The organism is Pseudomonas sp. O39 (assembly GCF_045447295.1).
Lineage (GTDB): Bacteria > Pseudomonadota > Gammaproteobacteria > Pseudomonadales > Pseudomonadaceae > Aquipseudomonas > Aquipseudomonas antarctica_A.
This window is the reverse complement of sequence record NZ_JBJGXV010000006.1, coordinates 323,677-338,920: the sequence shown is the minus strand read 5'-3', so window position 1 is coordinate 338,920 and position 15,244 is coordinate 323,677. Positions and strand designations below refer to the sequence as shown.

13 protein-coding genes are annotated in these 15,244 nt (G+C 60.1%); 6 read left to right on the top strand and 7 right to left on the bottom strand.

Annotation, left to right across the window (positions count from 1 at the left end; translation table 11 throughout):
• Positions 1-197 precede the first annotated feature (197 nt).
• The 3 genes from ACI77D_RS12330 to ACI77D_RS12320 are packed head-to-tail and all read left to right on the top strand — an operon-like array spanning position 198 to position 3,763.
• Positions 198-857 carry a paraquat-inducible protein A gene (locus tag ACI77D_RS12330; protein ID WP_064450535.1) on the top strand — a complete coding sequence of 220 codons (660 nt, stop codon included), beginning with the start codon at positions 198-200 and terminating at the stop codon, positions 855-857.
• A complete protein-coding gene (locus tag ACI77D_RS12325) occupies positions 844-1,467 on the top strand; it encodes a paraquat-inducible protein A (protein WP_221293826.1) in 624 nt (207 codons plus the stop codon). Before ACI77D_RS12330 ends, ACI77D_RS12325 begins: the two co-directional genes overlap by 14 nt.
• The gene (locus ACI77D_RS12320) at positions 1,460-3,763 is read left to right on the top strand and encodes an MlaD family protein (protein ID WP_407016636.1); all 2,304 of its coding nucleotides are present in this window, start codon (positions 1,460-1,462) and stop codon (positions 3,761-3,763) included. Before ACI77D_RS12325 ends, ACI77D_RS12320 begins: the two co-directional genes overlap by 8 nt.
• A 172-nt stretch (positions 3,764-3,935) precedes the next feature.
• Here ACI77D_RS12320 and mksF read toward each other — a convergent pair whose 3' ends face one another.
• The 3 genes from mksF to mksB are packed head-to-tail and all read right to left on the bottom strand — an operon-like array spanning position 3,936 to position 8,747.
• Positions 3,936-6,776: an Mks condensin complex protein MksF gene (gene mksF / locus ACI77D_RS12315; RefSeq protein WP_064450538.1), complete on the bottom strand. Its 2,841-nt coding sequence runs from the start codon at positions 6,774-6,776 to the stop codon at positions 3,936-3,938.
• Positions 6,773-7,480, bottom strand: a complete 708-nt coding sequence (gene mksE / locus ACI77D_RS12310; protein ID WP_064450539.1) for an Mks condensin complex protein MksE — start codon at positions 7,478-7,480, stop codon at positions 6,773-6,775. Before mksE ends, mksF begins: the two co-directional genes overlap by 4 nt.
• Positions 7,470-8,747, bottom strand: coding sequence for an Mks condensin complex protein MksB (mksB, locus tag ACI77D_RS12305; protein ID WP_064450540.1), 1,278 nt, complete (start codon positions 8,745-8,747; stop codon positions 7,470-7,472). Before mksB ends, mksE begins: the two co-directional genes overlap by 11 nt.
• A gap of 187 nt (positions 8,748-8,934) precedes the next feature.
• Between mksB and ACI77D_RS12300 the strand changes: the two genes are divergently transcribed.
• Positions 8,935-9,678 carry an energy transducer TonB gene (locus ACI77D_RS12300; protein ID WP_262667960.1) on the top strand — a complete coding sequence of 248 codons (744 nt, stop codon included), beginning with the start codon at positions 8,935-8,937 and terminating at the stop codon, positions 9,676-9,678.
• The gene (gene rimI / locus ACI77D_RS12295) at positions 9,671-10,123 is read left to right on the top strand and encodes a ribosomal protein S18-alanine N-acetyltransferase (RefSeq protein ID WP_032886035.1); all 453 of its coding nucleotides are present in this window, start codon (positions 9,671-9,673) and stop codon (positions 10,121-10,123) included. Before ACI77D_RS12300 ends, rimI begins: the two co-directional genes overlap by 8 nt.
• A 131-nt stretch (positions 10,124-10,254) precedes the next feature.
• Here rimI and ACI77D_RS12290 read toward each other — a convergent pair whose 3' ends face one another.
• On the bottom strand, positions 10,255-10,659 hold the full coding sequence (locus tag ACI77D_RS12290; protein ID WP_064450542.1) for a hypothetical protein: 405 nt from the start codon (positions 10,657-10,659) through the stop codon (positions 10,255-10,257).
• 153 nt (positions 10,660-10,812) lie between these two features.
• Between ACI77D_RS12290 and can the strand changes: the two genes are divergently transcribed.
• Positions 10,813-11,457, top strand: a complete 645-nt coding sequence (gene can, locus ACI77D_RS12285) for a carbonate dehydratase (protein ID WP_064450543.1) — start codon at positions 10,813-10,815, stop codon at positions 11,455-11,457.
• Here the strand turns inward: can and ACI77D_RS12280 are convergent.
• The 3 genes from ACI77D_RS12280 to acpA form a co-directional block, all read right to left on the bottom strand.
• Entirely contained in the window at positions 11,454-11,978 is a 525-nt protein-coding gene (locus ACI77D_RS12280; RefSeq protein ID WP_407016635.1) for an SET domain-containing protein-lysine N-methyltransferase, read from the bottom strand. The two genes, can and ACI77D_RS12280, sit on opposite strands and share 4 nt — an antisense overlap.
• A gap of 147 nt (positions 11,979-12,125) precedes the next feature.
• Positions 12,126-13,295 (bottom strand): hypothetical protein, encoded by a 1,170-nt coding sequence (locus ACI77D_RS12275; protein WP_064450545.1) that lies wholly within the window; start codon positions 13,293-13,295, stop codon positions 12,126-12,128.
• A gap of 122 nt (positions 13,296-13,417) precedes the next feature.
• Positions 13,418-15,118, bottom strand: coding sequence for an acid phosphatase (gene acpA / locus ACI77D_RS12270; RefSeq protein WP_064450546.1), 1,701 nt, complete (start codon positions 15,116-15,118; stop codon positions 13,418-13,420).
• Positions 15,119-15,244: the final 126 nt, after the last annotated feature.

Here is a 15,244-nt window from a genome sequence, read left to right as displayed (position 1 = left end):
TGGGCGGTCGAAAAGTGCAAAGGGGCTATCGGCATCCACAATGCACTTCACCATGAACGCACGCTGTCTCATATACAGCATCGCCCCGTATGTTTTTCGATAAGTCGCTCAATCCTTCCCGACAAATTTGCACAGTTATTTCTGAACCAGACCATTAGAATAGGCACCTAACCTTTTTTAGAATTAGAGCCCTATCTATGCCCGATCCGGTTGATACCCCCGAGGTGTCGGATTTACCACTGGATGATCTGGTGGCATGCCATGAGTGCGACTTGCTGATGCGCAAGCCAACGCTCGCCCTGGGCGAAAAGGCTCAATGCCCGCGCTGCGGCTACGAGCTCTATGCTCATCGCCACAATGTCGTCGAGCGAAGCCTCGCCTTGGTGATTGCCGCGCTGTTGCTGTACATCCCTGCGAACTTTTTACCGATCATGCAGCTCAATCTACTTGGGCAGTCGTCAGAGGACACCGTGTGGAGTGGCGTCGTCGGCCTGTTCGATACCGGTATGCAAGGTGTAGCGGTTGTCGTATTCCTGTGCAGCATGGGAATTCCCCTGCTCAAGTTGCTCTGCCAATTAGCGGTGCTGCTAAGCATTCGCTGGAAGATCGGGCGCAGTTATGGGCTGTTGCTCTATCGCATTTACCATCACTTGAAGGATTGGGGGATGTTGGAGGTCTACTTGATGGGTGTGCTTGTCGCGATCGTTAAACTCGCCGACATGGCCTCTATCACAATTGGCCTGGGTCTGACCTGCTTCGTCAGTCTATTAATCGTTCAGGTTCTGCTTGAGGTGGTGATGTCGCCCCACCAGATCTGGCAGGCATTGGCAGGAGAGGATGATCATGCGGGCGATTGATGCAGGCATTCTGATTTGTACCGAATGCCACGAGTTGAACAAGCAAGAGGCCGATACCGATGAGCAGCTCTGCACGCGCTGCGGTGCGCTGATCCATGCCCGTCGCCCCAACAGCCTCATGCGCACCTGGGCCTTACTGATCACTGCGGCGATCTTGTATATCCCCGCCAATCTGTTGCCAATCATGACCGTCAGCTCCCTTGGCCAAGGCGACCCCAGTACGATCATGTCGGGGGTGATTCAGCTGGTACAGCACGGTATGTTTCCCATCGCTGCCGTGGTGTTTATCGCCAGCATCCTGGTGCCGACATTCAAACTGGTAGGCATTGGCCTGTTGCTGTTCTCGGTGCAGCGCCACCAACCGCTGTCCGCGCAGCAACGCATCGTTATGTACCGCTTTATCGAATTCATTGGCCGCTGGTCCATGCTGGATATCTTCGTGATCGCCATCCTGGTGGCGGTTGTTAACTTTGGGCGACTTGCCAGTGTCGAGGCCAATCTTGGCGCTGCAGCGTTCGCCAGTGTGGTGATCTTGACGATGCTTGCCGCAGTAACTTTTGATCCCCGACTGATTTGGGATAACACGGAGTCGGACGACGACCATGAGTGATTTGCCAAAAGCTAAAACCCGCCCAGCTTCCAATTGGTCGGCCATTTGGGTGTTGCCATTGGTCGCCCTGATTATTGGCGGCTGGCTAGGGTGGCGCGCCTATTCCCAGCAAGGCATTGAGATCCAGGTCCGCTTTGAAAGCGGCGAAGGCATCCAGGTCAACAAGACCGAAGTGGTCTACAAAGGCATGACCGTGGGCAAGGTCAAGACGCTGGCCCTGGACGACGAGGGCAGCAATCGCGGTGTGATCGCGACCATTGAGATGAACAAGGATGTCGAGCAATACCTTAAGACCAACACCCGTTTCTGGCTGGTCAAACCCAGCGTCAGCCTCGCTGGCATTACGGGTCTGGAAACCCTGGTCTCGGGTAACTACATTGCCGCCAGCCCTGGCGATGGCGAGCCCACTCGCAAATTCAAAGCGCTCTCCGAAGAACCGCCTTTGTCCGATGCCAAGCCCGGCCTCCACCTGACCATCAAGGCCGATCGCCTTGGCTCGCTCAACCGTGGCAGTCCGGTGTTCTACAAACAGATCCAGGTCGGTCAGGTCAAAAGCTACCTGCTGTCCGAAGACCAGAGCACTGTCGAGATCAAGGTCTACATCGAGCCGACCTACGCCAATCTGGTGCGCAAACACACACGTTTCTGGAACGCCAGCGGCATCAGCATCGACGCCAACCTCTCCGGCGTAAAAGTGCGCAGCGAATCCCTCTCCAGCATCGTCGCCGGTGGTATCGCGTTCGCCACACCCGAGAATCGCAAGGACAGCCCGCCGACCGACCCGAGCCTGCCGTTTCGCCTCTACGAGGACTTCGACGCCGCCGCAGCCGGCATCAAGGTCAAGGTCAAGCTCACCGATTTCGAGGGCCTGCAAGCCGGGCGTACTCCGGTCATGTACAAAGGCATCCAGGTCGGTAGCCTGAAAACCCTGAAGATTGACCCGGACCTGTCCAGTGCCAACGCCGAGCTGACCCTCGATCCGCTCGCCGAAGACTACCTGGTACAGGACACCCAATTCTGGGTGGTCAAACCGTCCATCTCCCTGGCGGGCATCACGGGCCTGGAAGCCCTGGTCAAAGGTAACTACATCGCCATCCGCCCCGGCGACAAAGGCAGCGCACCACAACGTGAGTTCGTCGCCCGAGCCAAAGCGCCGCCGTTGGACCTGCGTTCCCCAGGCCTGCACATGGTGCTGTTCACGGACAACCTTGGCTCCCTGGATGTCGGCAGCCCGATCCTCTATAAGCAGGTCAAAGTGGGTTCGGTGCAGAGCTACCAGTTCTCGCGCAAGAACAAACAACTGGTCATCGGTGTTCACATCGAGAAGGAATACGAGAACCTGGTCAACGGCTCGACGCGTTTCTGGAATGCCAGCGGCGTCACGCTGACCGGCGGCCTCACCGGCGGCATCCAGGTTAAGAGTGAATCCCTCGCCAGCCTGATGGCCGGTGGTATCGCCTTCGAAACGCCGGAACCGAATGTGCCGCTGAAAAAACGCATCCCGCGTTTCCGTCTGTTCACTGATCGTGAAGCGGCCAATCAACATGGCACCCTCGTGACCATCAAGGTTGATCGCGCCGACGGTTTGCGCGCGGGCACGCCAGTGCGCTTCAAAGGCCTGGATGTGGGCAAGATCGAGCACGTCGACCTCAGCGCCGACATGCAGTCAGTGCTGCTCAGCGCCCGTATTACCCAAGTGGCCGATCGGATCGCGCGCACAGGCAGCCAGTTCTGGGTGGTCAAGCCTGAGCTGGGTTTGATGAAAACCTCAAACCTGGAAACCCTGGTAACCGGCCAATACATTGAAGTGCTGCCCGCCGCGAAAAACCTAGGGCCGCAAAAAAGCTTCGTCGCATTGGACAAGCCACCGGAGGCGGTTCACCAGGAGGAAGGCCTCAGCTTGGTACTCAGCGCTGCACGTCGTGGCTCGCTGAAAGAGGGCGTTCCGGTCACTTACCGCGAAGTCACCGTCGGCAAAGTCACTGGCTACGAGCTGGGCCAGACCGCCGACCGCGTGCTGATCCACATCCTGATCGAACCCAAGTACGCGCCGCTGGTGCGTGGTGGCAGTCGCTTCTGGAACACCAGCGGTTTTGGACTCGACTTCGGCCTGTTCAAAGGTGCGACGGTCCGCACCGAATCCCTGGAAACCCTCGTTGCCGGCGGCATCGCCTTCGCGACGCCAGATGGCGAGCGTATGGGCAACGCCGCCCGTCCGCAGCAAACCTTCCCGTTGTTCGACAAGTTCGAAGATGAATGGCTGACTTGGGCGCCTAAAATCCCGCTCGGCAAATAAACCGAGGCGCGGCCTTCGCGAGCAAGCCCGCTCCCACATTCGATCGCGTTCCTACAGGATAAACGCGGTCAAAAGTGGGAGCGGGCTTGCTCGCGAAGAGGCCCTCAAAAACACCGCAAAAAAAGGCCGCGATCCATAAGATCGCGGCCTTTTTGCATTTCAGCGCAGTGGATTAAACCGCATCCAACTCCGGCTCATCCGCCTGTACATTCACCGTTGCCTTCACCGCATCGTGACGACGGATGTACTTCCAGTCCGCCTCGTCGATGTAGATGCCATTCGGCCCGCTGCCGCCTTCCAGGTCGATCGCCACCTGGGCGGACACCTGCGGCTTCACACTGGCCAGGATCGGCACAAAGCCCAGCTGCAAACTGGTTTCCAGCAGCGCCGCCTGGTTCTTCTCGTCGATGTCTGCCGCTTCATCGAGGTAGTACGGCAAGCGCACGCGACCGGCCTGGTCACGGTCCATCAAGTGCAGCAACAAATACATGTTGGTCAGTGCCTTGATGGTCATGGTGGTGCCGTTCGACGCCGCGCCATCAATGTCGGTGTGAATCACGGGCTGACCGTTCACCTTGGTGATTTCGAACGCGAGCTCGAACAGGTCCTTGAGGCCCAACTGGTTATGGTTGGCAGCCACCAGGCGTGCGAGGTATTCCTTGGCCTCTTCGTTCTTGTTGTCCTGCTCGGCGCTCTGGCTGAGGTCGAACACCGACAAGGTTTCGCCTTCTTCATATTGACCGGCACTGTGGATGATCTGGTCGATATGCTTGAGGGCTTCCTTGTTCGGCGCCAGCACGATACGGAAGCTCTGCAGGTTGGAGACCTGGCGTTTGTTGATCTCGCGGTTGAACAAGGCCAGTTGGTGTTCCAGGCTGTCGTAGTCGCTGCGGATATTGCGCAGGGTCCGCGCGATATCGGTGACCGCTGCGCGGCGTGCCTTGCCCAGCGTCAGGGCTTCATCGGTGCGGTGCGCATAGGCGTTGATCAGCAATTGCAGGCGACGCTCTACGTCATCCTCGCTGTCAAACTTGGCCACACCCTTGAGGCGCACCTGAGCGTAAAGCGCTTCGATCTGGCCATCGGCGCGCAGCAAACCTTGCCAGCTGTCCTGATAGTCGTTGAGCAACGGCAGCAAGTTGTCCATGGAGTCGTCGACCGGGTCCATGAACGGCGTGCCGAACGGCAAGTCCGCCGGCAGTAACTGACGGCGGCGCAGCGCGTCATCCAGCGTGCGCTGTTTGGCTTCCATATCGCCGATCTGACGCCCGACCAATTGCAGCTTGGCCGACAGCTGTTGGACGCGCTCGGTAAACGCATCGCTGGAGCGCTTGAGTTCATCCTGCGCCGCTTCCATCTGCGCCAGGTTTTCCAGTTTCTCGCCTTCCTCGGCACTCAGGGTTTGCGCGCGGCGGAAATCTTCCAAAGCCTTCTGCGCATCCAGCACTTGCTGGTACAGCGCTTCGGTCTGCGTCTTGCTCGCCGCCCGGTCAGAGGCTACGGCCTGTTGGGTCTTGAGCTGCTTGAGTTCTTTTTCCAGGCGCTCTTTCTGGTCGCGCAACGCCGCGCGATCCGCCAGCGCCTGTAATGCAGGTGGTTCGATGTGGGAGATGTCGATGGACAGCCCCGGTACTTCAAAACGCTCGCCTTTGAAGCCGTCGAGAATCTGCTCCAGGGATTTGACCCACTGGCCGTCCTCATCCAGCGTGATGCCGTGTTCGCCCAATGGCAGGCTGAACAACGAACTGTTGAACAGACGCATCAGGCGCTCGACGTCCTGCTGTGAGAATTCTTCGCGCAGTTTGGCGTAGCTGTTGTTGTCCGCGTGGTCGAGCTGCTGCTTGACCGACTTCAGGCGTTTTTCCAGGTCGCGCAAACGCTCGTCCAAATCCTCGGCGCTGAACTGCCGCGACTGCGCCAGGGCGCCCGCCAGTTCATCGTGGGCATCTTTGGCCGCCAGCAGTTGCTGCTCCAGCACCTTGACGTCATCCACCAGTGCAAAGCGATGCTTGAGTACGGACAATTCGCCCAGCCAACGCTGGATGCCGCTGATTTCCCGCTCCAGGCGCATCAGCTCCTGGGTGCCGCCACGCTGATCGTTTTGCAGCGCGTCCTGCTCGTTGCGGTAGTGCTCGGCCTGGATCGTCAGTTCTTCCTTGCGCGCACTGGCGTAGTCCGACCAAGTGCCGAGCAGCGAGTCCAGCAGCGGCGACAGGCGATGCAATTTGCCGCGCAAAATGTCGCGCTGTTTTACGCCATTGGCGAGCGCTTCCACCAACGGCCCGGCGGCCACCAGCGAGTTGTAATCCTGCTCCATGCGCCGCACATCGCGGAAGGCTTCTTCGCACGCCGCGATGTAATCGACACTGCCGGAACGCAGGCTGTGTTCGAAAGCATCCAGGAACAGTTGCTTGAGCTTGGCCGCGGTGATTTCGCGCATGTGCAGCAGGTTGATAAACAGCGCGCGGAAGGTCTTCAGGCTCTGTTCGCTGGTGGAGCGCAGCGGAATCAGGGTCAGGTCCAGCGGCACCGACGTGTGGCCGCCTACCAGCAAGCGGCGCAGTTCATCCGGCTTGAGTTCGTAGGCTTTCAGGCCTTCGCGTTCAAGGTTGGTGAACAGCTCTTTCTGGCGCAGGCAGGTGTCGTTTTTCTGGTAGTGGGCCAGGTCCAGCTTGCCCGCATAGGCAAAGAACTGGTGACCGAAACCACCGCCCGGGCCGCGCCCGACCACGCCGATCACGTGCGGGCCGTGGGGCAGCGAGACTTCCACCAGGATGTAGCTGGTGTCGGTCGCAAAGTAGAAGCGCCGCGATTGCTCCAGGGTGTACTTGCCGAAACTCATGTCCGACATGCGTGCCAGAATCGGGAACTGCAGGGCGTTGATCGAAGCGGATTTACCCAGGTTGTTCGCGCCGTACACCGACAGCGGCTCTTCCAGTGGGAACAAACCCAGGCTGTAACCGGCGGTGTTCAATAGGGCGAAGCGGCGGATGCCGTAGCGTTCCTTACTCATGCGTCGGTCTCCTGTTCTTCGGCAATGGCACGGGCCAGGGCGTCTTCTTCGCTTTCTTCCGAGAAGTCACTCAGGTCGAGGGGGTCATCGGTCTTGAGCAGTTTTTCATCGCTGTCATCATCGATGATCACCGGCGCCGGCAATGGCAACACGCTGTGCACGCTGGCGGCAAGGTCGCGGTCCTGCTGCACCGAGAGGCACACATCGAGGAATCGGTGCATCGGCGGCAGGAAGCGATAGATGCCGTTGTCCTCGCTGGCAAAACCCAGTTGGGTCATGCGGCGCATGATTTTTTCTTCGAGCTCTTCCTGGGTCTGCACTTCGGCCTGGATAAACAGGTCGCGGTACTTCTCCAGCAACGACGGCAATTCATCGCGGCCCAGGCTGCCACCGTCGAGCACGGCGATCGGGTCGCGGCCCTGGTCGGCCAAATGCTCGACGATGATGAAGGTGAACAACGCCAGGCGCTGGGCGGTCTTGTTCACCTGCGCGCTGGCAATGGCGGAGTCCGGCACGAAGTAGTAGAAACCGCGCGTATCGCATACCAGCTCGAAGCCCAGGGCCTTGAACAGGGTGCGGTACTGGTCCTGGAAGTTCGACAGTTGCGCATACAGCTCCGGGTCACGGCGGCTGACGTGATAACCCTTGAACAGCTCGCGAAAGATCGGCGCCAGCTGGGACAGTTCGGATAGATCAAGATGCATAGGGGGTGCTCGCAGAATTCTCGACGGCGTCAGTGCCAGCCGGGAGCAGGGCGAATGAGCGCAGGCTGACCTGGTGCTCGTGTGTGTGGTAGTCGCGGCGTTCCAGGCGTTCGCGCTTGAAACGTTTCTCGCGTGAGAGTCGCGAGAACCAGTACAGCAATTCGTCGGTGGCTCCGTCCGGCTCCTGCTCCAGCAGCCAGGTCATCAGGTCCGGCATCGGCAACGCGTCTTCGCAGCGCTCGAGCATTTCCTTGACCGTGCGCGGTGCACGCTGGGCTTCGCCCTTGTGGGATTTGTGCGCCTTGGGGAACCGCGCCGGTTTCGGCTCGAAATTCGCCAGGGCATACACATACGCTTCGACCTGGCTGGCGCTGCCGAGGAAGGTGCTTTGTGGCCGGGTGAACATCGGCATTGCTGCCTGTGGCACCGCGTCCAGGCCTTTACGGCGGATGGCCGATAGCGCCAACGCCGCGCCACGGGTCACGGCATTGTGCCGACGCGCTTCTTCACGCAACGGCAACAGCAGTTCGCGGGCATGACGCAAGGTCAACTGGGCACTGGTCTGCATTTCGAGGATGCGCGCGTGGGTGCGCAACAGCATGTCGTCGTCGACCAGGTGGCCGAGGCGCTGTTGCTCGGTCAGCATGCGCAACAGTACGTTTTCGACCTTGCGCACGCCTTGTTCGAAGGCGCCGTCGGCGTTCACCAGTTGGATCATCGGTTCGACGTATTCGTCCCAGGTTGCCAATACCTCGGCATAACGCTGGCGCAACGGGATCTGGCGGTCGCTGGTCTTGGCGCGGTCGGCCACGGCAGCGAGGGCCTGTTCGTCGTTGGCGAGTTTTTTCAGCACATCGCGGACGCGCATATCCAGCAGGCGCAGTTGACGGGCCAGGTCGTGGCCGTCACGGATGTCGAAGGCGTCCTGGATATAGCCGGCCAGGCGCTCGAGGTGGCGCAGGTAGGCTTCGATTTCCAGGCACAGGCCAAGCCGGTGCTCCTTGCGAAGATACGCCAGGAAGTCGTGGATCTGTGCATTGAGCTCGAAACGGTTCGGGCTCTTGGCGACAGGCACCAGGATATCCAGGCGAATCCACACGTCCAGCAGGCTGGTGATGTCCTGGGGCGTGCTGTCCAGTTGTTGGGCGGCCAGTTGTGCGCGCAGCTCGCCAAGGCTCAAGGTGCCTTGGTCGAAGTGTTCGCACAGTGGCTCAAGTAAGGCCCAGTGTTCGGCGAGGGCGCGCAGGACGCGCTTGGGTTCGATCATGGGAATGGCCGGCTGGTTGGCGATTAAAAGTCGCGATTGTACTGCATCAGGCGCGGGATTTATCCACAGCCGGTCAGTGCGCAGTGGGCGATTGTTACCGAACAGCGGTAGAATCCCCGCTCTTTACTTATCCACAAGTGGCCGAGCTGTGCTTATCGAGTCCCGACGTCGCGCTTACTTGACCGCCATGCAGGTGGTCAACTGGCTGCCCCGCACCGAACTGCCGTTTGCCGCCCCGTCGCGGCCCGAGCTGCTGCAGGCGCCTGAGCCTTATGAGGCGTTCGAGGTTTCAGGGGAGGAGGCGGCGGCGCCGGTGGCGGTGGTCAAGCCCGTTCCCGAGGCGCGTCCTGTGGTCGAGCGGGCGAAGATCGAAGTACCGCGCCCTTCACCAGCAGCCAAACCCGTGGTGGCCGAAGAGGCCGCGCCGGTGGTCAAGGCCCCGGTGGTGCCGCCGCCACGCTTTGCCCTGCAATTGCTGCGGGCCGGGCGTTGCCTGCTGTTAGTGGAATTGCCCACTGGCGAACGCTTCCAGACCCGCGACCCGGCCTACATGCTGCTCAAGGACATGCTGCGCGCCGCCGGCCTGCCCGACAGCCCGCAGATCGTCGGCGACCCGGTGCGCTGGCCGCTGCTGGTGCGTGGCACCATGGACCAGGGCCCGGAAGCCGCGCGGGATTTTGTACAAGGTTTTGTGTCGGCGCGCCTGGAAGACGAACCCTGCGTGTGCCTGTGGTTGATCGGCCTGCCCGCTGTGCGTTTTGCCGGCGAAGCGAATGCCGAAGCCTGGTACCGCGAACTGCAGGTCGAAGGTCTGGGCTCGGTTTGGGCCCTGCCGGGCCTGGAATTATTAATGGAAGAGCCACAGCGTAAGGCTGATGTCTGGCAAGCCATGCGCCGGCTGATGGCGCGCTGGAAAAGTACCGATGAGTGAAGCTTTATCCTTTCGCCCGATGACCGAGGCGGACCTCGACGCTGTACTGAAGATTGAATACGCGGCGTTCAGCCATCCCTGGACCCGCGGGATTTTTCTCGATGGGCTGGGCAAGTACCAGATCTGGCTGATGTTCGAGGGCGAGCAGCAGGTGGGCCACGGTGTGGTGCAAATCATCCTTGATGAAGCGCATTTGCTGAATATCACCGTCAAGCCGGAAAACCAGGGCCGTGGTTTGGGCCTGGCGCTGCTGGAACACTTGATGTCCCGCGCGTATGCCGCCAAAGCCCGGGAATGCTTCCTGGAAGTGCGCGACAGCAATACCGGCGCGTTCCGCCTGTATGAGCGCTACGGTTTCAACGAGATCGGCCGTCGACGCGATTACTACCCCGCCGTGGGTGGGCGCGAAGATGCAGTCGTAATGGCTTGCACCTTAGTCGACTAAGACACAAAACCCCTGTGGAGGCACACTCCTGTGGGAGCTGGCTTGCCTGCGATAGCATCCCCTCGGTCTCACTGAGACACCGAGGCACCAGCATCGCGGGCAAGCCCGGCTCCCACAGGGGCGGTGGTATGTCAGCGGTTACCGTCTACCGGGTCGATATCCGCCAACTCGGCTTCATCCAGCCCATTCCCGCCGCCGATCTCATCTTCATCGACGATGCTCAAATCGTAATCTGCCGGGCTGTCTTCACCTTCTTCCCGCGCATCCCGTGCGCCGTCCTCATGAATCAGCGTTTCCGGGCTCATGTCATCATCGGTGGGTTCGTGGTCATCCGTTGAAGCCCCGGTCATCCCGGCTTCACGTACCCGCTCGTCGGGCATCAGGTGTTCACGTTCACCCGGTGGGATTTCATCGCCGATTTCTGCCGTCGGCGCTTCTTCGTCAAAATCCAGCTCATGTATCGAGCCCATGCGGTCTTCATTGTCATCGATGGGTTCCGGCTGCGTAGCGCCGTAGGGACGTCGTGAATCTGTCATGGCCAATCCTCATGCTGTGGGGCTTATAGTGTGTGGACAGGCATGGCTCCCCAAAGATTCAAGCTAATTAACGCCGGTCTATTCTTAAACCGGGCGTGACCCGGACGAGCGGTCGTCTGTCAAAGCTGCGCATCATTCCTGAGGCTTTCCCTGATGAACGAACTACAAGACCTGCTTGATAACAACGAACGCTGGGCGGATGCGATCAAACAGGAAGATCCCGAATTCTTCGCCAAGCTCGCCCGCCAGCAAACCCCGGAATACCTGTGGATCGGCTGCTCCGACGCCCGTGTACCGGCCAACGAAATCGTCGGAATGCTGCCCGGTGATCTGTTTGTGCACCGCAACGTGGCCAACGTGGTATTGCACACCGACCTTAATTGCCTGTCGGTGATCCAGTACGCGGTCGACGTGCTCAAGGTCAAACATATCCTCGTGACCGGCCACTACGGTTGCGGCGGCGTGCGCGCGTCCATGCAGGACCGCCAGTTCGGCCTGATCGATGGCTGGTTGCGCACCATTCGTGACCTCTACTACGAAAACCGCGAACTGTTGGCCCAGTTGCCGACCGAAGAAGAACGCGTCGACCGCCTTTGCGAGCTGAACGTGATTCAGCAGGTGGCCAACGTGGGTCACACCAGCATTGTGCAAAACGCCTGGCACCGTGGGCAGAGCCTGTCGATCCATGGCTGTATCTATGGCATCAAGGATGGTCGCTGGAAGAGCTTGAACACCACCATCAGTGGTTTCGAGCAACTGCCACCGCAATATCGCTTGCGGCCATTGGGCGAGGTCTAAGGCCGTTTGCGCAGCCGCCATTGGGCCATGAAGGCCTGACCGTCGGCGTTCAAGGGCTCCGCACTGCCGGTGATCCACCCCCGGCAGTTCAGCTCGCCGCATTGGCAGGCGAACTGCCGGAACACCGCGTCCTCGGTATTGGCGTAATCCATCGTCAGCAGGTCGCCTGCAGCGATGGCTTGCACCGTCCAGACTTCCAGGTAAGTGGCATCGAAAAACACGTTCGGGTTGCAGGAATGCGACAGCAGGCCGCTGAACCACGGGTCATACAAGTGGATGCGTGATGACAGTTGCAGGGTATGCAAGCGTCGCTCGCTCAGGGCGTAACCGGAGACTCTGGCAATGCGCAGGCGGCTGTCAAAGGCAACGCACGCCTTGATGACGGCGCCTGGCCCATTTGCGTCCTGTGCGATCTGGAAGTGTTTGGTCGAGGGGTAACCCTGTTCAACGAGCACCGTCTTGAAGGGGTAAAGGCCGTCACTCACAGCGGTGTTAGCCTTATCCATGGCTTGAGTTTTCATGACTCTCCTGGGTTGGGCTGCATCGACCTGCGAGTGGGGGCTGACTATCAGTCTTGCAGCGGATGGGTGCCACTCAAGACTCGCTGATATTGGATCCGATTTCTACTGTCAACTCTGACAGTAGAAACCGGTTATAGCCTGTTCGGCTTACAGCGCCGGGGCCATGACCGCCGGGGTTGGAGCGGCGTCCTTCAGTTGTTTCAACTGAGCCTTGATGACGGGGGTGGCGCATTTGGCGTTGGCTTGTTCCGGGGTCAGATTGCGCACCGAGGTATAGAACAACTCACAGGTCTGTTCCTTGCGCGTGACCTGCCAGGTATTCATGCAAGCCTTGAGCAGTACATTCGCATCGCTGGCGGGTTTCTGCCCCATGCCGGCTTGCCAGCAGGCGGCGCTCAGGTCCTGCCCCATCACCTTCAAGCCGGCCTCATCGGCTTTCTGTTCATTACCGTCGTAGGTTGCAGGGTCTGCCGCATACCAGATGTAACTCGGATGGTTGGCGCCCAATACCGACACGGTCTTGCCCGCTGTCGGGCTGATCTGCGCCAGGCCCAGCACGCCCACGGTCTGGCCGTATTGTTGCTTGATCCAATTCCGCACCGGTGCGCCGAACGCCACCATCGGCAACGAGCCGTTGGCGCGCAGGCTCAACTCCTTGACCATGCGTGTCTGGTAATCGGCGAAGTAGCTGTAAACGTTTTCGAGGTCCTTGCCCGCATTGGAGGGCGCGGCGATCGGTGCGATATCGATGATGGTCTGGTAGGCCGGCGTTTCGGTGGCTGGGATGCCATTGTCGGTGAGCAACGTGGCCCAGCGGTCGGTGGTCGCCGATTCCAGGTAATCCTGGGCCTGGGTCAGCGAATAGTCCGGCGGGAAGTGCAGCAGTTCGATGCTCTTGCGATTTTCCAGGGCCATGCCCAGCGGCAGGAACAGGTACCAGTTGTAAGCCCACTTGCCGTCGCTGTTGAGTTTGCTGGCGCCTTGGTAGGCCAGGTCGGCGGTATCGAGCAGCGTGGTCAGCGGCTGGCCGTAGTGGTCGGGCACGCCGCTGAAGGTGGCTGAGACCTGGCCGTCATGGGTTTTCACACTGACCTTGGCGCGGCTGTAACCGTCGCGCTGCAGGCTCTGGTTCAGATAATGCTCGGCGGTCTGCTCCAGCGTCCATGGCCGAAAGCAGATCACGTTGCAGTTATTGGGGAACGCAAACAACTGGGTGACCCGTTGCGTGCTGCCCAATGGTACTTCGATGTCGGCCTGTACGACCGCACTGGCCAGCAGTGCGGCCAGGGTGAAGGACAGCCTGGTCGGTTTGAACATAGTTGTTTCCTTGTCAGCGAAAGCCCGTCTGCGCGGGGTGAAAGCCCACTTCCACACAGTAGCGGTTGACCAGGAAAACCGCGTGCTAAATCGCTGGGCATGTCGCTATTGGATAAGAAAACCTACACCTTGAACTGCAAGGCGTTGCTCAGATCGCCCATGGGCTTCTGGCCGCGCGCAATCATTGCGTCGTCGCGCAGCTTGAGGCCGTCCAGTTTCTCCAACTGGAACACCCGGGTGATCAAGCGCAGGATCGACGCGGTGTCGTAAACCGTATGGTCCACCGTGCCTTTGCGCGCAAACGGCGAAATAACCAACGCCGGGATACGCGTGCCCGGGCCCCAGCGGTCGCCTTTAGGCGGTGCGACGTGGTCCCACCAGCCGCCGTTCTCATCGACGGTGATGATCACGACCATGTTTTTCCACTGCGGGCTCTCCTGCAACACTTTCAGGGCGCGGGTGATATGGCGGTCGCCCGAGGCCACGTCGGCGTAACCGGCGTGCATGTTGAGGTTGCCCTGGGGTTTGTAGAAGCTCACCGCCGGCAGTGTTCCCGCCTGGGCATCAGCCAGGAAGTGATTGGTGCTTGGCTCATCGCCCAGGCCGCCGTCGCGCAGGCGTTTCTTGCGCTCCGCCGGGTTTTCCGGACCTTGCTGCTTGAAGTAGTTGAACGGCTGGTGGTGATACTGAAAGCTGGGGATCTTCGGAATCGCCAGCGAATCCTTGTGCTCGTCGATCGTTGCCTGCCAGGCACCGCCGTACCAGGCCCAATCGACGTTCTTCTTCGACAGCTTGTCGCCGATGTGTTCGTGAGACTGCGGCACCAGCACGCTGGGCAGGTCGGGCTTGGCGTAGTCCGGGCGCTCCGGGTCGCGGATCCAGGTGGGCCAGTACGGTGGCGCCATGGTGTTTACCGAATAGCCGTCCGGCGTCAGCGCGCTGGGCCCGAACTGCGGCGGGCCGGTCATGGCGCTGGCCGGTGACTTGTCCAACGGCTTGAGGCGCGTGTCGGTTGGGTCGTCGCTCTGCAGCGTGGCGATCTGCGATTTAGCCACCGAGTTGGCGGCGTCCGGGTAAAACGGCACTTGAGCACTGATCAAGTATTGGTGGTTGAGGTACGAACCGCCAAAGGCACCCTGGAAGAAGTTGTCGCACAGCACGAACTCCCTGGCGACGTCCCACAGGCGCAGCGAATAACGCGTTTGCGGGTAATGGCCAAGCGTCAGTGCACCGGAGTCGGCCCAGGCGACAAACAGGTCGTTCTTGCCCCCATTGATCTGCATCTGGTTCTGATAAAACACATGCCACAGATCGCGGGTGACCAGGCCCAGGGGCAGGTCTTCGCCGTTCGGCCCCTTCAGTGCATAGGGCGCGTTGGGCAAGTGTTCCTGATATTGGGTGGCGCTGGGGTAAAGCACCCCGTCAATCGTTTGCGGCCCAAGCTGAGTCACGCCGCCCCAGACTTCCGGCAGCGTCTCCAGCAGGCTGCCGTCGCGGTCGCGTTGCTGGTAGTCGGCGGGTTTGAGAGCGGACAGTGGGCTTTCCACGCCGGGGAAGTCGGCAAACAGGTTGTTGAAACTGCGGTTTTCGCCGTAGATCACCACCACATTCTTCACGTTGTCGTGCAAGGCCTTGTCCAGCTCGGCAGGCGACAGTTCGCGGGTGACCACCGGGCCAGGCGGTTCAGCGGGCCCACCGCAGGCGCTCAAGGTCGCCCCGGCGCCCAGTACGGCAACCCCTCCTAAAAAGCGCCGACGGCTTGAATCGGGGAGCGTGTCGGCGGCGTTTTTGGTTGCTTTCTGGTCTTCGGTTTCTTCGGTCATCCGAGGCTTCTCACTGCTGTTTTTGGTTTATTTGTTGCTGGATGTTTCGTTGAAAGGGCATCAAATATGGCAAAGCTTAAACGCTTCAGTCTATAAGGCGAGGCCTTAGGGCATAAGGGTTCTGAT